The organism is Acinetobacter colistiniresistens, from assembly GCF_000413935.1.
GTDB classification, from domain to species: Bacteria; Pseudomonadota; Gammaproteobacteria; order Pseudomonadales; family Moraxellaceae; genus Acinetobacter; species Acinetobacter colistiniresistens.
On the sequence record NZ_KE340383.1, the window covers coordinates 101891 to 122737 of the forward strand.

The window sequence follows — 20847 nt, forward strand, 5'->3', positions numbered from 1 at the left end:
TTTCTAAATTGGATTAATGCATGGTCTTAAACTGAAAAACCCGATTGCTATCCAGCACATTACTTTCCAACAGCTTCTGCCCTTTCGCCGTCAATTGCCACAGCATACGTTGGCGATCATCTCGTCCCGTCGGCATAATCCATTCATTTTGACGCATTTGCAACTTGATCTCATGCAAAGCACGAATATTGACTTGTGCACGAGATACTGCATGAGCTCTCGGCATTTCTTTACGTGCGTCCTCCAAACCCGTCTCATTTAAATATTCATTTATTTTCTTTGAGAAGAATTCTTCAGGTGTCGGGATCACAAAGGCTGAACCCAAGACATTAAGCAATTGCGCCCATGTCATTTTACGATGTGGTTTGACTTCCTTGAAATTACCATCCTGATAAGCATGCATGCGATATTCAAAGGAGTACAATTCATGCATCGAGACTTTGGCGACGCTGGTCAGCGGGTCTGCTTCACGATTGCCCAACTCAGTTTCCAGTTGTTTGACTTTAGCTCGTAAGGCATCAATTTCATCACGCAATACTTGCGTGTTTTGTGGACGTACCCAACCCACCACAGGGTAGCGCTCCAACATCTGCGGCATGCTTGAGCGAACAGCAAGTTCCAAGTCTCTTAAAGTGCGATAACAAAAGACTTGATCCACTTCATGTTGTAACTGCTTTCTAAACTCTTTGAATTTTTCTTTGAGTTCAACTTTGGGATCATGCAACTTGGCATCCCGTGATTCTGGATCTTCATGCATAAACACAATCACAGGCTTCTGTTTGGTCATGGCATAAATATATTCCAGATGCATATAGCCCACACCTGAAACGGATTGCTCGCCATACTGGCTGCCTAATAGAATCACCACATAGTCACAATCATCAATCTGGCGACGGGCAATAGAGGTACTTAACGGCGTGCGCTGTTCCAAACCCCACGACAGGAACCCCATTCCCACCAGAGTTTGTGCCAAAACCGCTCGCTCTGGTTGCATTTCATTACCAGAGGTAGAAACAAAGACTTGATAACGAGTATCTTGCATAGGCGAAGCCCCAATTCATTTATCAATAACATCAAGTATGCATCTTGATTTTTATTAACAGCTAACCCCAACTCAATCTATAAAAATGGCCCGATTAGTGATTTTCCATCCTAATATCGTCCAAATTTTGAATCTTCCATGTTAATTGTTCTGAGATAAGGTGCTGTAAGACTGATTCCAACTCTACAGCATTGTTACCACTGACATAACATTCAATACGTGTAATATTATGACGTATTTTGTCACATAATAACCCATTTTTAATTAAAATATACGCGGTTTGTCGCGCAACTGCTTGTCCAGAATCAATTAATTTTAATTTTTCATCAAAAATCTGACGAATCGCATCTTTTAAGAAGGGGTAATGGGTACAGCCCAATACTAAAAAGTCGGCACCCTGCGCCACCACAGGCTGCAAAATCTGTTGTAACACAGACAAACAAGCGGCACTCATCTGTTGTCCAGCTTCAACAAAAGGCACCAATTCCAGATTGGTCACCGTCAATACTTGAACCCCCGCAGGCTGTGCAAAGTTTGCCATCACATCTTTAATCAGTTGCCCGCGGAAGGTTGCAGGTGTTGCCAATACCGCGACAACTTTCGATTGGGTTTGAATCACCGCAGGTTTTAAGGCTGGGACTAATCCCACGATCGGAAAACGCTCGCCATAGTGCTCACGTAAATAGTCCAGACTGAATGCAGACGCAGTATTACAGGCAACCACCGCAATTTTACAGCCTTGACGATATAGCCATTCAATCGCTTGAGCCGTTAGTTGGCGAATTTCCTGATCTGAACGTGCCCCATAAGGCACATGCGCTGTATCGGCATAATAAAGAATGCGCTCATTGGGTAAATGGCGGGCAATTTCTTGTGCAACCGACAATCCACCAATTCCTGAATCAAAAACACCAATGGGAGCATCAGCCGATGCATGTGGCATTGGATTAAGTAAAAGAGGCAACGATTGGACAGCGGTCATACACACACAGGTACTAGTTTATTTGCTCTTTTAAGCTTAAACCTCAGGTGCTCAAATGCAAGACTAAATCACCACTTTTTAATGTTAAAACCGCCTCACCTTGCGCATTTTCAGACAAACTGCCGTAGTTGACGAGATGATAAAAACTCTGACGTTGAATCAAGGCATTGATCCCAAATCGAACGTGCACATAAGGTCGTAATTCGCCCTGATATTCGCGCATAAAAATCGGATGCGCTTCATCGACAATCACCACATCCTGATTGCTGGTGGTCAGTTGCAAATAGGTCTTGCCTTCAATCTCGACCTGATCGGCCTGATTGATCAATAAAGGCTCATCTTCAACCTCAATTTCAATCTGTTCAACCGGGGTTTTGAGGTAGAATTTGTCATCCTCTTTCCAGAGTACCTTGGTGAACAGGTCCAGAAGCGCTTGGCGTTTGACCAATTGACCTTCGTGCCACCATTCGCCATTGGCTTTTACGCGTAAATCCATTTTGCCGCAATGCTTTGGATGCCATTGCTCTAAAGGGGGAATTGACCTTTTGTGACTTTGCTGTACATCTTTTATGTATTGTGCAATGCCCATTAAGTTTTTATCATCAGAAAACATGATTTTTCCCTGATTTTCTAAAGGGTTTTGTGGAGAATCATTTTCATTTATCATAGTTTATGCCTTGCTGACGAGAAAATATGACCGCTCAGCCAATTGGCGAGATCAAGGTTTAAAACTATACTAGCCCAAACGTTTGCAAGCACATACTATCATTTGTGTTTGGCAATTCAGAACACTCATGGCAGCACCGAATCGCAATATTACGGTTGCCACCCCTAAAAATATGAGGAGTCCTACATGGAACACATCGAACGTGAAGCGATGGAGTTTGACGTAGTGATCGTAGGCGCAGGTCCTTCGGGTTTATCTGCTGCGATTAAAATTCGTCAATTAGCGATTGAAAACAACCTGCCTGATCTTTCTGTATGTGTTGTTGAAAAAGGCTCTGAAGTAGGTGCGCATATCCTTTCTGGTGCTGTACTTGAACCACGTGCCATGAATGAATTGTTTCCAAACTGGAAAGAAGAAGGTGCACCACTGAATGTACCTGTAACAGGTGACGAAACGTATTTCCTCACATCTGAAACCAATTCACAAAAAATGCCGTATTGGATGGTACCGAAATCCATGCACAACGAAGGAAACTATGTCGTTTCTTTAGGTAACGTAGTACGTTGGTTGGGTCAAAAAGCGGAAGAACTTGAAGTTTCAATCTTCCCGGGCTTTGCTGCTGCAGAAGTGCTTTATCATGAAGACGGTACGGTAAAAGGCATCCAAACAGGTGATATGGGCATTGGCAAAAATGGTGAGCCAACGCATAACTTCACGCCTGGTTATGAACTACACGCCAAATACACTTTATTTGCTGAAGGCTGCCGTGGCAACCTCGGTAAACGTCTGATTGCAAAATATAATCTTGATAAGGATGCTGATCCACAACATTATGGTATCGGGATTAAAGAACTTTGGGAAATCGATCCAGCAAAACATAAGCCGGGCTTGGTAATGCACGGTGCTGGTTGGCCTTTGTCTGAAACAGGTTCTTCTGGCGGTTGGTGGTTATATCACGCAGAAAACAACCAAGTGACTTTGGGTATGATCGTGGATTTATCGTATGAGAATCCGCACATGTATCCATTCATGGAAATGCAACGCTGGAAAACACATCCAACCATCAAGCAATTCCTTGAAGGCGGCAAACGTATTTCTTATGGTGCACGTGCAGTAGTCAAAGGTGGTTTTAACGCTTTACCTAAGCTTACTTTCCCAGGCGGTTGCTTGATTGGTGATGATGCTGGTTTCTTGAACTTCGCAAAAATCAAAGGCTCACACACGGCCATGAAGTCAGGTATGTTATGTGGCGAAGCAGTATTTGAAGCGATTGCTGCGGGTGTTGCCAAAGGTGGTGATCTTGCGATTGCACGTGTGCTTGAAGGCGAAGACCACTTTGACAAAGAGCTTACCGCTTATACTGATAAATATAACAATTCTTGGTTAAAAGAAGAGTTATATCGTTCACGTAACTTTGGTCCAGCGATGCACAAGTTTGGTCAATGGGTAGGTGGTGCATTTAACTTTATCGATCAAAACATCTTTAAAGTGCCATTCACGTTGCACGATCTTAAACAAGACTTTGCCGTGCTGAAAACAGTGGATGCATCAACGTTTAAACCGAACTATCCAAAACCAGATGGCAAGTTGACCTTTGACCGTTTATCTTCTGTATTTGTATCAAATACCGTACATGAAGAAAACCAGCCAGCGCACTTGAAGCTGACTGATCCGTTAATTCCAGTAAATGTTAACTTACCAAAATGGGATGAGCCAGCTCAACGCTACTGCCCTGCAGGTGTTTATGAAATCATGGAAAATGATGATGGTTCTAAACGCTTCCAGATCAATGCAGCCAACTGTGTCCACTGTAAGACTTGTGATATCAAAGACCCATCACAAAACATTACTTGGGTAACGCCTGAAGGTGGTGGTGGTCCGAACTATCCAAACATGTAATATAGGTAGCCACCTTCCCTGCAAAAGCATAGCTTTTACACTTGCGGCAGGACAAAGCGCTGCTTTGTTCTTCCTGCCTCAGGTGGCGGTGGTCCGAACTACCCGAACATGTAATTGAAAATAAAAAATCCGAGTTTAGACTCGGATTTTTTATGCTTTCTTGTTTATTTGGTCGTAACTCAATCTTAGCCTTTCTGCACTAAATAACGATATTCAGTATTGCTGTTTTCATCCAGACTTTCTTCTTTCAACACCAACTCATGCCCAAGATGCATACAAAACTTTGGAATATCCCATGAGGTAGACGGATCTGTGGCAAGCACCTCAACAACATCACCTGACTTGGCTTTGCGAATGGCTTGATGCAACATCATCACCGGCTCAGGGCAACGTAAACCTCGCGTATTGATTTGAACAGTAGGAAGTTTGGGTTGTTCAGACATCATAAAACTCAAATATTCGAATTTTCACATTTTAGCATAAACCGCTCATATAAAAATCATCTGCTCTATTTTGGGAAACTGTACGTTTTTTACATAGTATTATTGGTGCATATCCGCTTTATCTTCGGTATGATGAAAATCATCTAATTGATATAGAGAGTCTTTAGGAAAGATCATGGTCGAGGAATCCAGTCCGTCGTGGGGTATGCGTGGCTTAAGAAAATGGTTAGGTACCGCACCAGAAACCCGCGATGAATTACTCAAGTTAGTTCAAGACTCACGTCGCTTTTTAGAGCCAGATACTGTTGCTATGCTTGAGGGTGTTCTCGATCTGCCAGCAACCAAGATTCGAGAGGTCATGACACCTCGTACAGCAATCATCAGCTTGCAGGAAGACGATCAATTACTTGATATTCTGCATGTACTGATTGATTCTGCACATTCACGCTTCCCTGTGTTTTCAGCAGATCAAAGCGATAATGTCGTGGGTATCTTACTGGCAAAAGATCTTTTACCGTTTTTAACTGAACGCAATGTCAAAGTTGATATTCGTTCACTGATGCGTCAGCCTGTATTCGTGCCTGAAAGTGCACGTTCAGATCAAGTACTGCGCATGTTAAAAAACACCCAAACCCATATTGCGATTGTGATTGATGAATATGGTTCAACCGCGGGTTTGGTCACTTTGGAAGATATTCTCGAAGAGATTGTAGGTGAAATTGAAGACGAGCATGATATTGCCGATGAAGAGGCGCTCTATATCGTGCCAGACAATGATCCAACCACAGCCAATACTTGGATTGTGCAGGCACTTACACCAATCGAACACTTCAACACTATTTTAGATGCAGATTTTTCTGACGATGAAGTTGAAACTATGGGCGGCTTACTGCTGCAAGAGATTGGTTTAGTGAGCGATTTACAAGGTCAAACTATTGAGCTTGGAGATTGGCAATTTACCATTATTGAAGCAGATGCACGCACCATTCATCTGATTCGAGCTGTCCGTCAATGAGAACCTATTTTGAGAAGCTGTTAAATTCATCTCAGATACAAAAGCAGCTTCCTTTTATTTTTCCACTATTGATTGCACTCATTTCGGGTGCAATCTTTAGTTTAGCTCTAGCCCCTTATTATTTTTGGTGGCTTGCGATTTTATCGCCTGCATTACTGTACGCGGTATTGCGTCAACGCAGCCCGCGACAGGCTTTTGCACTAGGTTGGGCTTATGGTTTTGGTCTATGGTTTGTCGGCGCATTTTGGCTCTATACCTCGATCCATACCTATGGTGACACCAATGCCTTTTTAAGTGTGTTGATGATTGTCATTATGGCCGCCGCAATGGGCTTATTTACTGCGTTTCAAACGTGGTTGTATCGTCGTTTCTTCCCTGAAACACCACTGACCTTTGCCCCACTCTGGGTATTATTTGAATGGGCGAAAACCTGGGTCTTCACTGGTTTCCCGTGGTTGTTTGCAGGTTATGCTTTCACCGAACGTTTACTCGATGGTTATGCACCACTCTTTGGTGTCTATGCCGTTTCATTCGTCGTGATCGTATTGGCCTGTGCTTTGGTCGAAATCCTCAATCGCCGCTGGTTTTGGGCTATTCCTTCGGCACTGCTCGTTGCAGGCGCTTGGGGGGTTGGATTTATTCAATTTGTACAACCTAAAGCAGCGAAGCCGCTGAGTGTGTCTTTGATTCAAGGCAATATTCCGCAAGATCTGAAATGGTTGACCGAATACCAGATTAAAACCTTAGAAATCTACGCGACTCTCACCCGTGCTGAATGGGGTCGTGATCTGATCGTCTGGCCAGAATCATCGATTCCGATGTTCCAGAGTGATATTCCTGAGTTCTTGGATGCCATGGCGGCACAAGCAAAAAAAACGGACACCGCTTGGGTAACAGGTATTCCTTATTGGGATATGGCCAAATCACAACAAGTCGGTGAACCGCTGTATTACAACAGTATTATGGCCTCAGGGAGTGACTCCTATGGGTTGTATAAAAAACAACGTTTAGTGCCCTTTGGTGAGTATATTCCATTGTCAGGTGCGCTGAAATGGGTACTGCCAGCTCTGCAAAATGACGTCAGTATGAGCGGGTTTTCACGTGGTGAAGCCAATCAAAAACCTTTAACAGTAAAAGGCCATGCACTAGCAGCTGCGATTTGTTATGAAGTGGCGTATCCCAACCTGACCCGTCGCAATGCATCAAATAGTGACTTCTTAATTACTGTTTCCAATGATGCATGGTTCACGGGAACCGCAGGCCCTTGGCAACATCTGCAAATGGTACAAATGCGTGCCAAAGAAAATGGACGTTGGTTTATTCGCGCCACCAATACAGGTGTAACGGCATTTATTGATCAGAATGGGCATATCGTGAAACACGCCCCCATCGATCAAGAAGCGGTACTCCGTGGCGAGTTACCTGCCATGCAAGGGCAAACGCTGTATAACCGTTTAAGCGATTACCCAATCTTGCTTTTCTCCCTGTTGTTATTGATCGTTGGCTGGATCTATCGTCCACGTAAAGTCGATATTTCCTTTAAATCACGTCGATAAATTACAACAACTTTGTGCCCAGAGGAACATCAAACTCTGGGACACAAAGTGCAACATTCCCTTCAGCATTATGAAAACCTGTGACCAAACATTCTGACTGAATCGGCCCAATTTGTTTTTTCGGAAAATTTACGACGGCGACCACCAGCTTTCCAATTAAATCATCAGGCTGATACAGCTTGGTAATCTGCGCACTGGATTTTCGAACCCCTAAGTCCTCACCAAAATCTACTTGCAGAATATAAGCGGGTTTTCGGGCTTGTTTAAAGACCTCTGCTTGAATAATCCGTCCAACCCGTAATTCAACCTTGCTAAAATCATTCCACTCAATCTGTTGCATCTATTTATTCTCTTTTGGTTAAGCTCCGTTTGCAGCATAGGTGATCTACTATCTTTAATAAACAGGCTGAGTTTTTATTTCCAGTGAGATGGTGATTCATATAAACAATCATGCGGATGAGCAAGCTCATTTCTGATTCAAAAGTGTGCCGAGTTCATTACAATCGATTCAAGCGAGTCAAATAAAAGTCATAAAAAAACGTAGCGCTTGGGTCTACGTTTTTTGAATATCTTCGGCTTAGAAATTTATCGACAATTGCACTGATATATAGGCCACGAGGCTCGATAAAAACAGCATCGGAATATATCGGTAGGCTTTAAATAAAAGCTGTTCATAGTTAGAAATCAGCTTATGATTCATCCAGACACTGGTTTTCAAAGCGCTTAAAAAACACAATACAAACCATGCACTCAACAAACTCAAAGCAAAAAAGCCAATCATGATTTGACTGCTGCCTTCCGACGCTTGCCACATGCTTAAAGCAGCTTCACTAAAAGGCAATAGGCTTAAGATGAGCAATACAGATTTAAGCATTGCCCAATGAAACTGATTCAGCTCATCTAACACAAAAAATGCTTTCATCTGATCTCCACAACTGATTCCAATGGTCTGAATTTATTATGCAAAGCTTTGACCAGAAGAAAAAGTCTATTTTTCTGCATAATTTATTTTTCTTGTAACCATTAAATATGGGAATAATTCTTATTATAACTCTCAAATCTTTAATATTTTATTTAATCTTTATTTTACAATAAGTTGATTTAATATTTATAATTAAGAAATATTATCATTTCACTCTCGAGTTATTTAAATCAAAAGTGAAATGATATTTTCATTTAAACATTATGGTTGATAGTAAATATCGGCATCGTTACCTTCACCGCCTTCTTTACCATCTGCACCAAACGAATATAAATCAAATGCGCGACCCTCACGACCCGGAATGACATACTGTAAATCGTTGTCCCAACTGTCCTTTGGATAACCCCCTTTAACATAACCACCCGGTAACCAATTTTTCGCAGAAGCAGGCTGATGTACCAATGCATCCAACCCACCATCCTGCATTGATGGGTAACGACCATTGTCTAGCTTATACTGATCCAAAGCACCCGCAACACCTTTTAAGGTGATACTGGTGGTATCGACTTTGGCTTTTTCACCACGGCCCATCACATTCGGAACAATCAGTGCAGCTAAAACACCTAAAATTACAATAACAACCATCACCTCAATAAGGGTAAATCCTGAGGCACGATTCATTCGAGCAACGCTCGAACGTGCCGTAAGAGAAGAAGCTAGGCTTTGAGTGCAAGTATTCAAGCTATGTCCAACATTTTGTTTATCCATTGAATTATTCATATTCATCTCTTTCATGTCACTCATCAAATCATATTGTTCATATTAATAATTGGCAACATTACCGCAATCACAATCACCAATACAATTGCTGCCATAAAAATCAGCATCAAGGGTTCAAGTAAAGCCAGCAAAGTTGAAATAAAGGTGGTCACTTCACGGTCCTGCATGGTGGATGCGCGATCGAGCATACGATCCAGCTCACCTGATGCTTCACCGCTTCGAATCATTTGTACCATCATTGGGGGGAAATAACCGCAACGCTCCAATTGTGTTGCCAAATTACCACCTTCTGTTACACGCTCCATTGCCACTTCAATGGCATCACGAATCACCCAGTTATTACTGACTTCCGCCCCAATACGCAGGGCTTCAACCAGAGGCACACCAGAACGGGTCAGAATCGATAAAGTACTGGCAAAACGTGCCGCATTTATACCACGCGAAAGTTTACCAAATAATGGCAATCTGAGCGTTAATCGGTCAAATGCATAATGCCCTGCAGTCGTTCGGAGGAAACGGGTAAATAAAATGACGGCAACAACGGCAAGAATGAGCATGCCAATCCAGGTATGCCGAATAAAGGCACTGGCTTTCATCAACGCAACCGTAATCCAGGGCAATGCTTCTTTGCTTTGCTCAAAGGTTTTGACGATTTCTGGTACCACATAAGTCATCAAACCCATCACAATTCCGAAAGACATCAGCATCAGGACAATCGGATAGATCATCGCGCCTTGAACTTTCTTCTGCATGGCAAACCTGTTTTCAGTGTAGTCAGATAACTGATCCAGAATCAGATCCAGATGACCTGAGCGCTCCCCTGCAGCGACTGTTGCAATATACAACTCAGGAAAGCGACCTGATTGCTGCATACTTTTTGCCAGTGAATGCCCTTCCAAAACCTTGGAGCGCACGGCAATCAACAGGTTTTGAACATGTGATTTTTCACTTTGTTTACTGACTGCACGCAGTGCTTCCTCGAGTGGAATCCCTGCCGCCACCAATACGGAAAGTTGACGAGTCATCAAGGCCAGATCATAGGCACTAAAGCTTTTTTTAAACCATGAACGCTGTTGTTGTTTGTCTTTTTGCTCAACCGCATCGACCGCAATCGGTGTCCATGCTTTGTCGCGTAACTGTTGGCGAATTTGGCGTGCGGAATCCCCTTCCAGCACACCTTTATGTTGCTTTCCAGAAGCATCAATAGCTGTAAATTGATAAGCAGGCATGGTTCTGTTCTAATTGTCCCAAAATAGTAGTCGTTAAGTTGCATCCGTGTATGGGATGAGGAACCTTGTTCCACAAGAAATTCATCGACATATTGCACAGCACTTTAGCATAATTCTATGAGATGCAGTCATGCCTTATTTAAGTTGTTTGAAGCGACCATACAACTCAAAGGCTACAAATATCAACCAACACTTTAATGAATGAAGCCTCTATGCCGATCCAGAATTCTAACGCAATCCTTTACCGTATCCGAGTTGCCATACCTGTCTACCTGTATGACACCTTTGACTATACGGTCAGTGCTGAGCAATATGCTCAAGCACAGGTGGGAGCACGCGTTGCCATTTCTTTTGGACGGCAAAACCTCGTGGGAATTATTACCGAAAAGGTTGATCCAAACGAAGCGTTTACAGGGCAGTTCAAACTTAAAGCCATTACCGAACTTCTCGATGAAGAAGCCATTTTAGACCAGCAAGTTTTAACTTTGTTGACATGGTCAGCCCAATATTATCAATTTCCAATTGGGGAGGTGATGCAAAGTGCCTTACCGACCTTATTGAGACAAGGGCGTGCCTTAGATATTCTGTTTCATTTATGGAAGATTATTCCCCATGATGACCCCAATGCCTTATTAAAGCGTTCTCAAAAACAATATGATGCTTATCAGGTTTTGAAATTACATCCACATGGCACCACTGAAAATGTACTCAATCTCAGTGGTGTCGAAAGCGCGACCCTAAAAGCCTTAGAAAAAAAGGGGCTGGTTGAATGTTGTCTGGAACCGCATGATTTCACGCCGACACCTGTGCAACTGGCACAAGTGCCTCTGACTGCGAACGAAGATCAGAAGAAAGCGATTCAACAGATCCTCAAAGCACAGCATCATTATCAGGCCTTCTTACTTGATGGCTTGACGGGTAGCGGTAAAACCGAAGTTTATCTGCAAGTCATGTACGAGGTACTCAAACAAGGTAAACAGGTTCTGGTTCTGGTACCTGAAATTGGCCTCACCCCGCAAACGGTCGCTCGTTTTAAATCACGTTTTCATTGTGATGTGGCCTTATTGCACTCAGGCTTAAATGATTCGAAACGCTTACAGGCTTGGCAACATGCGCAAACGGGCAAAGCCTCTATTATCATTGGCACACGTTCTGCGATTTATACCCCATTGCCAAATTTGGGTCTGATTATTTTAGATGAAGAGCACGATCTATCTTATAAGCAGCAAGAAGGTTTCCGTTACCATACCCGTGATGTGGCCTTATATCGTGGACATTTGCAAAACTGTCCCGTGATCCTTGGTTCTGCCACCCCCAGTATCGATAGTTATCATTTGGTGGAGTCAGGCAAGTTACAGGTACTCGAATTGAATCAGCGTGCTGGCGTTGCAGTACTGCCCAAGATATATGTCGTCGACTTAAAAATTGCCAAAAAGCAGCATGGTCTGAGCCAGACTTTAATTGAACAGATCAAGCACACTCTAGAACGTAAAGAACAGGTGCTGATCTTTTTAAATCGACGTGGTTATGCACCCATCCTGATGTGTGAAAGCTGTGGCTGGCAAGCCAATTGCCCGCATTGTGATGCGCATTTCACCTTACATTCGCAGCCCTACCATTATTTGCATTGTCATCATTGCGGTACCATCAATCGTCTCCCCGACCATTGCCCTGCATGCCAGAAACAAAGTCTAAAAACCATTGGTGCAGGAACAGCAAAACTTGAAGAGCATTTACAAGAATTATTTCCTCACAATGACGTGATTCGGGTTGATCGTGACAGTACCAGTCGAGTCGGCAGCTGGCAGAAGATTTATGATCGCATTCAGCAAAATAAGCCCAGCATTTTGTTGGGCACGCAAATGCTGGCCAAAGGTCACCATTTCCCACATGTGACGCTTGTTGCGATTCTGGATATAGATGCAGGTCTGCTCAGTGTCGACCCGCGTGCACCTGAACGGACTGCACAGCTGATTGTGCAGGTGGCAGGGCGCGCTGGACGTGGCGAACATAAAGGCAGTGTCTATTTACAAAGTCTACGTCCTGATCACCCGATGTTGACCACCTTAATCGAGCATGACTACCGTACTGTGGCCAAACAAATGCTGACGGATCGTAAAATCGCCATGCTTCCCCCTTATCGTTATGCCGTTCTGGTTCGGGTCGAATCTAAAGATCGTGACTATAGCCAACAGTTCTTGGCTGATATAGCCCAACAGTTAAGGGAAATGGCTGGCGATTTGGTTGATATCTGGGGACCAATCCCTGCCCCGATGGAACGTAAAGCGGGACGTTATCGCGCGCATATGGTGATTTTGTCTGCTGATCGAGCAAAGCTGCACTTTTATTTACGGCAATGGTGGCAACAAGTGGTACATTTACCTCGTCAGCACCAACTGAGACTCTCAATTGATGTTGATCCCCAAGAGTTTAGCTAAAAATCAGGTTTGAGCTAACTCAAATAAGCATAGGTTTCTAAATATCATCTATTCAGATCATATTTTTAACCACGGCTCATTTGAGTTAGTCTAGACAGAATAGAAAAATTGAGGCATTCAATGTCTTTACTGCTCCCGATTATTTTTTTACTGGCCGCGACTTTAATTTTTGCGCCCTTAGCAAAACGCTATGCCTCAACCACTGTTTTGGGTTATCTCGTTGCAGGGCTTTTGCTTGGTTCCAGTGTTTCTGGCCTGATTGATGACCCTCAACTGATCAGCCAACTTCTGCATTTCGGCATGCTGGCTGTCATGTTCTTTATCGGTTTTGCTTTTCGCCCCCTACAACTATGGGCAGAACGTCGGGCTGTGCTAAAAAACAGTGGTATACAATTTGTCATCATTAGCCTACTGATCACCAGTATCTGTTTCGTCCTGTTCAATGAGGTGCTGCTCAGTCTGATTCTGGGAGGAGCTTTAGCCCTCTCTGCGGTGTTCCTCCCGCAACAACTTTTACAGCAAAAACAACAACTCAATAGCAACCTAGGTCAAGCAACTTTAGCCACCTTACAGTTTCAAGCTTTGCTTACTATACTGCTGATTGTCCTGTTTCCGCTATTGGAGGATACCTCTTCGACACAACATGGTATTGCCTACTTTGCGGCAATCATTGCCACCATTTCAGGGTTATTCCTCGCCAGTCGTTATGTCGTTCGACCTTCATTCCGTTTCTTAGCCCGTAAAAACAGTATCCATCTCATTCCTGTACTCAGCTTATTGATCCTGCTTACAGTGATCTTGATCATGGATATTCTCAACATTCATCTATTGATTGCTGCATTTTTAGCAGGGCTATTACTTGCCGAAACTGAATTTAAAAGTGAAGTTGAACGCATTCTCGAACCCTTTAAAGATGCTGCCATCGGATTGTTTTTTCTGGCGATTGGCTTAGGCCTATCCTTGAATCCCTTAAGCCAAACCCCACTGCTGATCTTGGCCTCAATTTTTGGTCTGGTTTTGATTAAGGCAGTGATCATTGGCGCAATCCGCTATTACCAACAAGGTCTTGCCAAGCCTAGCATCCTGTTAGCCATCACGTTGGCACAAAGTGGTGAATTCAGTTTTATTCTGCTCAAGTTGGCAGAAAATGAAAAATTACTCAGCACAGCGTTATTAGAATCAACCTTTCTAATTATCTTGGGTTCGATGCTGCTCACTCCGTTGCTGTATACCTTGTTTGATCGAAAAATTTTGCCAATGCTGCAACAGAATAAAGTCGCTGTATCTGATGCTGCAGCCGATGTTCCACAACATCCAATTCTTATCATTGGATTTGGCCGTTTTGGACAAGTCATCGCGCGCGCTTTACATGCGCAGGGCAAACACTTTAGTGTGATCGATAGCAACCAACCTGATGCTGATTTTATTGAACAATACGGGCATCGTTTTATTGATGCCGATGTGACTCAAGTTGAAAACCTGCGTGCTGCGGGAATCGAATATTGCAAGTTACTGATTGTTGCGATTGATGATGTTGAAGACAGTATGAATCTGGCGCGACACCTGAGCTTGAATTATCCAGATTTAACCATTTTGCTTCGGGCCCGTGATCGGCATCATGCCCATTTACTGCATGGCTTGGGCATCTCACAAATCTGGCGTGAAACCTATGCCTCTTCGTTAAATATGGCACAGCAGGCCTTGATTGAAACAGGTCTTGCTCATGACGAAGCACAAACCCAGATTGCGCAATTCAAACAGCAAGATGAACGACTCCTCACACAGCAACATTGGATATATGACCAACAAACGCTGGCTGAAAGTTACCCAAGCGCCATTGCAGAACTGGAGTATTTATTTGCCAATACTCCAACTTTGCTGACAGATCGTGTGAGCAATGAGCAAAACACACAAAGTGATGCAAATTCCCCCAATGAACAAGCTTGAGTTTTCACAAACTGACACCATTATTGACTGCATACATGCACCTTTTTATAAAGCTCAAAGTGCTTTTCAAAGCAATTTATTGCTTTGTTTTCCCCTCGCGGGGACTGGAGAAAAATATGTCTGATTTACGCCAACGCTTTTTTATCGAAGACTGTCCTGTTCGCGGTGAAGTGGTGCATCTGGAAGAAGCACTACAAACCATTTTGGCGCAACGAGAATATATGCCTGCGGTACAAAGCCTGTTGGGTGAAATGCTCAGTGCAACTGCCCTGTTGGCAAGTACACTCAAGATTCGTGGCCGTATTAGCTTACAGATTCAAGCCAGCGGTACATTTAAATGGGCAATGGCAGAGTGTAACCATTTAGGTGAAGTGCGTGCCTTGGCAGATTATGAGGAAGACCCTCGTTTTGTTGAGGGTGCAGATAGTCGTACCGTATTGGCGGCTTTAACAAGTCCCGTATTGTTCATTAATATTGAACCTGAGCACGGTGAACGCTATCAAGGCATCGTACCGCTTGATCAACCAACTTTAGCAGGTTGTTTGACGCAGTATTATGATTTGTCTGCACAGATCCCAACACATATTGTTTTAGCAACCAACAACAAACGTTCAGGTGGTTTATTGATTCAGTTACTTCCTCGTAATGATGAAGAAGAACAAAAGCTGGTGGATGAGGACTTATGGCCGCGTCTGACCATGCTCACTGAAACGCTTAAACCTGAAGAACTGACTGATCTTTCAGCCAATGAAATTCTGTATCGTTTATATAACGAAGAAGAAGTGCGCTTACCTGAAATCGAGCAGTTAAAGTTTGGCTGTACGTGTTCTAAAGAACGCTGTGCGCATGCCTTGATCCAGATCGGTGTTGCTGCAGTACATGAAACTTTAGAAGTACAAAACCCAATCCAGATGGATTGTCAGTTCTGTAATACACGCTATGAATTCACCGCCGAAGAAGCTTTAGGTTTATTCGGTGAACATTTAAGTTAATTAAATAGCGAGAAATAAAAAAAGACGGGCTTCCGTCTTTTTTTATTTTGTATTAAGGTCTACGGGATAAAACAAGATTCAAATCTCCCAATAACATAGACCGTCCTCTTACCTTATGAACTACTTCGAATACCTGCTGTTTATTATTAGTGTTGTTGTGCTGATTGCTACTCCCGGCCCTGTGATGATTCTCGTCGCCAGCGCAGGTCTCAAAGGTGGCTATAAAAAAACATTGCAAACCATTTTTGGCACCAATTTCGCCTCCTTAATCCTGATTTTTATTTCAGTGTTAATTCTCAAAGGCTTTCTGACGATTGATGAAAACTATCTAAAAGGTATCCGGGTATTGGGGTGCCTTTATATTGCCTACCTCGGTTATAGCATCATCAAAGAAGTGCTTCAGGCACCACATCCCGCAGCGATTCAAACGGTGTCCGCACAAAATGGCGGTTTTAAAAAAGGCTTTCTGGTGGGGATTTCCAACCCCAAAGATATTATTTTCTTTTCGGCTTTTTTCCCGCAATTTATTTCCATTTCACCAAATATCAATTTCAGTTTAAGTCTTCTGACTGTGACTTGGATTATCCTGGATTTCCTTACTCTATCTTTGGTTTATCTGTTTTTCCGTCGCTTGTCACAAAGCAGTATTTATCCCAAGATTTTGGGGCTATGTGGTGTCCTACTGGTCTTGATTGCAGTCTATGGGCTGGTTGAAACTTTTATTTAACACCGCCATAAAATAACCTCCAAGTTACAACCCAGCAGCTACGTTCAGCCAAGCAGAACAAGTCTTATACAATCGAATCCATTGAAATCTCTTGGATTCGTTTCATAATGAAACAAACATCTCATTATTATATTTAAGATCATGGCAAAAAATTATTATGAAGAGCTAGGTGTTTCCAGAGATGCCTCAGCAGATGAAATCAAAAAAGCCTACCGAAAATTGGCACGTAAATATCATCCTGACATTAGTAAAGAAGCAGATGCTGAAGCCAAAATGCAGGCGATCAATGTTGCTTATGACACTTTGAGTGATAGCAGCAAAAAAACCGAATACGATCAAATGCTGGATCATCCACAAGGGTTTTCTAATTTTGGACAAGGCAATCAAAGTGGCTTTGATGGTTCTCAGTTCTATCGACAAAGTTCAAGTGAAGGAGCTGATTTTAGTGGCTTTGAGGACTTATTTGGTCGCTTTGGATCAGGCTTTGGTGGCGGACAACAGCGCTCTCAACGCCAGCAGCGCAGCTATCGTGGTGAAGATCAGCATGCCAGTATTCAGGTCGACATAGACATTGCCTATCACGGTTCAACTCAACAGATTACACTGCAAATTCCAACCTATAATGTGTATGGTGAGCCTGAAGTCCAACGTAAAACTTTAGAAGTTAAAATTCCAAAAGGCATGAAAGAAGGCCAGCAAATCCGCCTCAATGGCCAAGGTCAAAGTGGTATCAACGGCGGTGAAAATGGCGATCTGTATATCGAGATTCAATATAAAGATACCGACCGCATTCGCGTTGAAGGCGCTGATGTTTATCAAACCATTGATGTCAGCCCTTGGGAAGCAGGCTTGGGCCAAAGCATTGAGCTGAGTACCCCCGCTGGACAGCTCAAGGTCAACTTACCGAAAAATGCCAAAAATGGACAACAACTACGCTTAAAAGATAAAGGGATTCCAAATAAAACTGCCGGGCAGTTATACCTGATTATTAATATTGTTTTACCGCCAGCGCACAGTGAGCAAGAGCAGCAGGCTTATCAACAATTTGCCGATGCCTTTGCTGCATTCAAACCTCGTGCCTCATAAGGAGTAAGATCATGACAACCATTCAATACAAAGAAATTCAATATGACGGTCACAGCCAAGTTGAAATCATTGATGAACAATTGGCACTCGATCTTGAGCACTTCGCTGAAGCATGTGGTCAAAGTACCGATTGGGTGTTAAAACTGATTGATTATGATATTTTGCAGATCTCTGTTGAACCACAAAGCTATCAGTTTATCGGTGAAGATGTCAGTCGCGCCAGACGAGCCTATCGCCTGCAACGTGATTTTGATGCCAGTCTGTCTGCCGTAGCGGTGATGCTGGATTTAATTGATGAAGTGCAACAACTGCGTAAACAGCTTAAACATTTTCATTAAGCTATGATACAAATGACCAAGTTCGAACTATTTCAGCTTGGTCATTTTCTCGACTTCTTTCAGCGTTTGCTTAATCGGTTCATAGTCAAGGAACCACAACAAATTAAAATTACGCTGCCGATGCTGTTGAGCCAGCAAATCAATCACACTGCGCTCACCACGTCCAACCAAATGCTGCTGATAAAAATAGTACAGTAATAACACGGTACTCATCAGCATCACACCCAGCATAATCCAGAAGCCCACAGGGGATTTTAATCCGGGAATAAACTCAAAGTTCATTCCATAGACCCCCGTCAGCAACGTTAAAGGCGCAAATATGGCCGTGATAATGGCCAAGATACGCATGTTTTCATTGGTTTGGTTGGCAATCGCAGAAAAGTGTAAATCGATTGCAGACTGAATCGCGCTCCTTAACCGCAAGGTATGCTTCTGTACCCGCTCAACATGGCTCATCAGGTCATTCAAACGCACCAACAGAATATCTTGTGCCTTGTGCTTATGCTCACCCACCACATGATGATAATTATCGACCAGCTCATCTCTAAACTCCTGCAAGGTCTCAACCTGTTCTTCGCATAAGTTTTCGATTTGTTGAAAGGCCATATCTTCATGGAACAATTGATGCCATTGTTTAAAACGACGATTGCCCTGTAATAACTGCTGCTGCCAATATTCAACACGACGTGTTAACGGTGTACGCAAATTCAGATAACCATCAATCATGCTATTCAGTAGGCGCAGACATAAATCAGCAGATGTGCCCGCTAATTTACGCGGTTTATTCTGTTCCATGATCGGACGACCCATGATGGTCTGGATACGTTGAATATAACTTTCCACCGCTTTATTGCCCTGCTCACGGACACTCACCAGCACATTGGGTGTCAAAATAAAACTCATCGGTGTCGTGGCCAATCCAAAAACACTTTCATGGCTTTCTGAAGCATTCTCATTTGCCAAAATCTGGTCATCTGGGCTAATCAGTTTGCGGAACACCAGCAGGTCATATTCCTCCACCGTATCAAATGCACAAGGATGCTCGATATTCAGTAAATCCCGCAAATGAAATTCATTCAGTACCAGTCCTGTATGCTCATAAATATTCTTCTGCCAAGCCTCAGTATGATTCACCAGATCTTGCCTAAGACTATCCACCCATAAAAATTCAAGCGTATGTTCTGTTTGTTGTTCCGCACTGATAAAAATCGTATTTTCACTGTTATGACGATAAAAATAATAAAGTTGCATAGGACAATAGAAATTAGAATGGCAAGAGAAATGCTGCCACGAAGCCAGATAAAAAGCTACGGCTATTACAGGACTGAAACGACATCCAATAAAAAAGCCTCACATGCAAGGCATGGAGGCTTTTGCTAATCTCAGCAAGATTACACTTCTTTCTTCTCAACCACACCATATTTAAGGGCTTGATCAAGTTGCTCTTTATCCAAGGCATTATCCCATTTTGCCACCACGATTGTGGCACAAGCATTCCCCACCAAATTGGTTAATGCACGGCATTCTGACATGAAACGGTCGATACCAAGGATCAAAGCCATACCTGCGACTGGAATCGCAGGAACAACCGAAAGGGTTGCAGCCAAGGTAATAAAGCCCGCGCCAGTAATCCCCGCTGCGCCCTTAGAACTCAGCATCGCAACCAATAAAATCGTAATCTGTTGTGTCAATGTCAATTCAATATTACAGGCCTGAGCAATAAACAAAGCGGCCAAGGTCATATAAATATTCGTCCCATCGAGGTTAAATGAATAACCTGTTGGAATCACCAGCCCCACCACCGACTTTTCACAGCCAGCCTTTTCCATTTTCGCCATCAATGACGGTAATGCTGCTTCTGATGAACTTGTCCCAAGAACCAACCAGAGTTCGTCCTTAATATAACGAATCAGGTCAATAATCGAGAAGCCGTTATAACGCGCAACTGCACCCAGAATCACAATAACAAACAGTAAAGCCGTGATATAGAACGTCGCAATCAGCAGCATCAGATTCCCAATCGAGCTAATACCATATGCCCCAATGGTAAATGCCATCGCACCAAATGCACCAATTGGCGCAAACTTCATCAGCATTCCAACCAAGGTAAATACAGGGTTGGTCAATTGTTGAAGAAAATCTGTGATTGGGCGGCCTAAATCACCTGATTTTGCCAAAGCCAAACCAAATAATACAGCCACAAAAAGCACTTGAAGAATCTGACCTGATACAAATGGACTAACCAACGTATCTGGAATGATATTCATCAAGAAGCCCGTAATGGTTGACTCATGTGCTTTGGCTGCATATTCATCTACTTTGGTGCTATGCAAAGTACTTGGATCAATATTTAATCCATGCCCAGGCTCAATCACATTCCCGACAATCAGACCGACAATCAAAGCCAAGGTCGAGAAAGTCAGGAAGTAGATCATTGCCTTCCCGGTGACTCGTCCAACGCTGCCAATATTTTTCATCCCCGCAATCCCGGTCACAACCGTCAGGAAAATCACAGGGGCAATGATCATTTTCACCATTTTAATGAAAGCTTCACCAAGCGGTTTTAAGCTTTCACCGAATTCAGGAAAGAAATGACCCAACAGGATCCCCGCAACAATGGCGAAGATCACTTGGACATAAAGAATTTGATAAAACTTTGGTTTCTTTGGAGGTTGTTGGTCATCTTGACCTGTGGCGACATGATCGACAAGCATGTGCAATATTCCTTCATATTGGGAGAAAAAATAGACTTCCGACTGTCTATCTAAAACCACATAAACACAG

At 43.1% G+C, this 20847-nt stretch carries 19 protein-coding genes; 9 read left to right on the forward strand and 10 right to left on the reverse strand.

The annotated features are described in order from the left end of the window. Nucleotides 1-13: 13 nt before the first annotated feature. The 3 genes from F907_RS01990 to F907_RS01980 all read right to left on the reverse strand — a co-directional run bounded on the left by F907_RS01990 (nt 14) and on the right by F907_RS01980 (nt 2691). Complete coding sequence (locus tag F907_RS01990) at nt 14-1042, reverse strand: DUF4062 domain-containing protein (RefSeq protein WP_005239993.1); 1029 nt, start codon at nt 1040-1042, stop codon at nt 14-16. 94 nt (nt 1043-1136) lie between these two features. Next, complete coding sequence (murI, locus tag F907_RS01985) at nt 1137-2024, reverse strand: glutamate racemase (RefSeq protein ID WP_016653189.1); 888 nt, start codon at nt 2022-2024, stop codon at nt 1137-1139. Between the two features lie 43 nt (nt 2025-2067). Beyond that, a complete protein-coding gene (locus F907_RS01980; protein WP_016653190.1) occupies nt 2068-2691 on the reverse strand; it encodes a DUF1285 domain-containing protein in 624 nt (207 codons plus the stop codon). 186 nt (nt 2692-2877) lie between these two features. On the opposite strand from F907_RS01980, the gene F907_RS01975 reads away from it, so the two are divergent. Beyond that, nucleotides 2878-4590, forward strand: a complete 1713-nt coding sequence (locus tag F907_RS01975; RefSeq protein ID WP_016653191.1) for an electron transfer flavoprotein-ubiquinone oxidoreductase — start codon at nt 2878-2880, stop codon at nt 4588-4590. A gap of 185 nt (nt 4591-4775) precedes the next feature. On the opposite strand, the gene tusA is transcribed toward F907_RS01975, so the two are convergent. Further along, nucleotides 4776-5033 carry a sulfurtransferase TusA gene (gene tusA / locus F907_RS01970; protein WP_016653192.1) on the reverse strand — a complete coding sequence of 86 codons (258 nt, stop codon included), beginning with the start codon at nt 5031-5033 and terminating at the stop codon, nt 4776-4778. 175 nt (nt 5034-5208) lie between these two features. Here tusA and F907_RS01965 point away from each other — a divergent pair, with 175 nt between their 5' ends. Both F907_RS01965 and lnt read left to right on the forward strand, forming a co-directional pair. Next, complete coding sequence (locus F907_RS01965; protein WP_005278657.1) at nt 5209-6048, forward strand: HlyC/CorC family transporter; 840 nt, start codon at nt 5209-5211, stop codon at nt 6046-6048. Next, nucleotides 6045-7604, forward strand: coding sequence for an apolipoprotein N-acyltransferase (gene lnt, locus F907_RS01960; RefSeq protein ID WP_016653193.1), 1560 nt, complete (start codon nt 6045-6047; stop codon nt 7602-7604). The genes F907_RS01965 and lnt overlap by 4 nt, the downstream gene beginning before the upstream one ends. Before the next feature lies 1 nt (nt 7605). Here lnt and F907_RS01955 read toward each other — a convergent pair whose 3' ends face one another. The 4 genes from F907_RS01955 to gspF form a co-directional block, all read right to left on the reverse strand. Then, the gene (locus F907_RS01955; protein ID WP_016653194.1) at nt 7606-7944 is read right to left on the reverse strand and encodes a tRNA-binding protein; all 339 of its coding nucleotides are present in this window, start codon (nt 7942-7944) and stop codon (nt 7606-7608) included. 237 nt (nt 7945-8181) lie between these two features. Then, the gene (locus F907_RS01950; protein ID WP_016653195.1) at nt 8182-8526 is read right to left on the reverse strand and encodes a hypothetical protein; all 345 of its coding nucleotides are present in this window, start codon (nt 8524-8526) and stop codon (nt 8182-8184) included. A 261-nt stretch (nt 8527-8787) separates the two neighbouring features. After that, the gene (gene gspG, locus F907_RS01945; protein WP_016653196.1) at nt 8788-9330 is read right to left on the reverse strand and encodes a type II secretion system major pseudopilin GspG; all 543 of its coding nucleotides are present in this window, start codon (nt 9328-9330) and stop codon (nt 8788-8790) included. Further along, nucleotides 9330-10535, reverse strand: coding sequence for a type II secretion system inner membrane protein GspF (gspF, locus tag F907_RS01940; protein WP_016653197.1), 1206 nt, complete (start codon nt 10533-10535; stop codon nt 9330-9332). Before gspF ends, gspG begins: the two co-directional genes overlap by 1 nt. Before the next feature lie 212 nt (nt 10536-10747). On the opposite strand from gspF, the gene F907_RS01935 reads away from it, so the two are divergent. The 6 genes from F907_RS01935 (at nt 10748) to F907_RS01910 (ending at nt 18063) form a co-directional block, all read left to right on the forward strand. Next, on the forward strand, nt 10748-12973 hold the full coding sequence (locus F907_RS01935) for a primosomal protein N' (RefSeq protein ID WP_373279038.1): 2226 nt from the start codon (nt 10748-10750) through the stop codon (nt 12971-12973). A gap of 120 nt (nt 12974-13093) precedes the next feature. After that, complete coding sequence (locus F907_RS01930) at nt 13094-14920, forward strand: cation:proton antiporter domain-containing protein (protein WP_016653199.1); 1827 nt, start codon at nt 13094-13096, stop codon at nt 14918-14920. Between the two features lie 116 nt (nt 14921-15036). Then, nucleotides 15037-15912, forward strand: a complete 876-nt coding sequence (hslO, locus tag F907_RS01925; protein WP_005278631.1) for an Hsp33 family molecular chaperone HslO — start codon at nt 15037-15039, stop codon at nt 15910-15912. Between the two features lie 115 nt (nt 15913-16027). Next, nucleotides 16028-16639, forward strand: coding sequence for a LysE family translocator (locus F907_RS01920; RefSeq protein ID WP_016653200.1), 612 nt, complete (start codon nt 16028-16030; stop codon nt 16637-16639). Nucleotides 16640-16780: 141 nt separating this feature from the next. Further along, nucleotides 16781-17725 carry a DnaJ C-terminal domain-containing protein gene (locus F907_RS01915; RefSeq protein ID WP_016653201.1) on the forward strand — a complete coding sequence of 315 codons (945 nt, stop codon included), beginning with the start codon at nt 16781-16783 and terminating at the stop codon, nt 17723-17725. Nucleotides 17726-17736: 11 nt separating this feature from the next. Then, nucleotides 17737-18063, forward strand: coding sequence for a chaperone modulator CbpM (locus F907_RS01910; RefSeq protein WP_004802375.1), 327 nt, complete (start codon nt 17737-17739; stop codon nt 18061-18063). A 27-nt stretch (nt 18064-18090) separates the two neighbouring features. Here the strand turns inward: F907_RS01910 and F907_RS01905 are convergent, their stop codons facing one another. Beyond that, nucleotides 18091-19314, reverse strand: coding sequence for a magnesium transporter CorA family protein (locus tag F907_RS01905; protein WP_016653202.1), 1224 nt, complete (start codon nt 19312-19314; stop codon nt 18091-18093). Between the two features lie 140 nt (nt 19315-19454). Further along, a complete protein-coding gene (locus F907_RS01900; protein ID WP_005278613.1) occupies nt 19455-20777 on the reverse strand; it encodes a dicarboxylate/amino acid:cation symporter in 1323 nt (440 codons plus the stop codon). Between the last annotated feature and the right edge of the window lie 70 nt (nt 20778-20847).

Coding starts and splice junctions, on each gene's coding strand:
- F907_RS01950 (WP_016653195.1), bottom strand. CDS start 8,526: ATGAAAGCATTTTTTGTGTTAGATGAGCTGAATCAGTTTCATTGGGCA.
- F907_RS01905 (WP_016653202.1), bottom strand. CDS start 19,314: ATGCAACTTTATTATTTTTATCGTCATAACAGTGAAAATACGATTTTT.
- F907_RS01915 (WP_016653201.1), top strand. CDS start 16,781: ATGGCAAAAAATTATTATGAAGAGCTAGGTGTTTCCAGAGATGCCTCA.
- F907_RS01965 (WP_005278657.1), top strand. CDS start 5,209: ATGGTCGAGGAATCCAGTCCGTCGTGGGGTATGCGTGGCTTAAGAAAA.
- gspG (WP_016653196.1), bottom strand. CDS start 9,330: ATGAGTGACATGAAAGAGATGAATATGAATAATTCAATGGATAAACAA.
- F907_RS01990 (WP_005239993.1), bottom strand. CDS start 1,042: ATGCAAGATACTCGTTATCAAGTCTTTGTTTCTACCTCTGGTAATGAA.
- F907_RS01975 (WP_016653191.1), top strand. CDS start 2,878: ATGGAACACATCGAACGTGAAGCGATGGAGTTTGACGTAGTGATCGTA.
- gspF (WP_016653197.1), bottom strand. CDS start 10,535: ATGCCTGCTTATCAATTTACAGCTATTGATGCTTCTGGAAAGCAACAT.
- F907_RS01980 (WP_016653190.1), bottom strand. CDS start 2,691: ATGATAAATGAAAATGATTCTCCACAAAACCCTTTAGAAAATCAGGGA.
- F907_RS01935 (WP_373279038.1), top strand. CDS start 10,748: ATGCCGATCCAGAATTCTAACGCAATCCTTTACCGTATCCGAGTTGCC.
- hslO (WP_005278631.1), top strand. CDS start 15,037: ATGTCTGATTTACGCCAACGCTTTTTTATCGAAGACTGTCCTGTTCGC.
- F907_RS01920 (WP_016653200.1), top strand. CDS start 16,028: ATGAACTACTTCGAATACCTGCTGTTTATTATTAGTGTTGTTGTGCTG.
- murI (WP_016653189.1), bottom strand. CDS start 2,024: ATGACCGCTGTCCAATCGTTGCCTCTTTTACTTAATCCAATGCCACAT.
- F907_RS01955 (WP_016653194.1), bottom strand. CDS start 7,944: ATGCAACAGATTGAGTGGAATGATTTTAGCAAGGTTGAATTACGGGTT.
- F907_RS01930 (WP_016653199.1), top strand. CDS start 13,094: ATGTCTTTACTGCTCCCGATTATTTTTTTACTGGCCGCGACTTTAATT.
- lnt (WP_016653193.1), top strand. CDS start 6,045: ATGAGAACCTATTTTGAGAAGCTGTTAAATTCATCTCAGATACAAAAG.
- F907_RS01910 (WP_004802375.1), top strand. CDS start 17,737: ATGACAACCATTCAATACAAAGAAATTCAATATGACGGTCACAGCCAA.
- F907_RS01900 (WP_005278613.1), bottom strand. CDS start 20,777: ATGCTTGTCGATCATGTCGCCACAGGTCAAGATGACCAACAACCTCCA.
- tusA (WP_016653192.1), bottom strand. CDS start 5,033: ATGTCTGAACAACCCAAACTTCCTACTGTTCAAATCAATACGCGAGGT.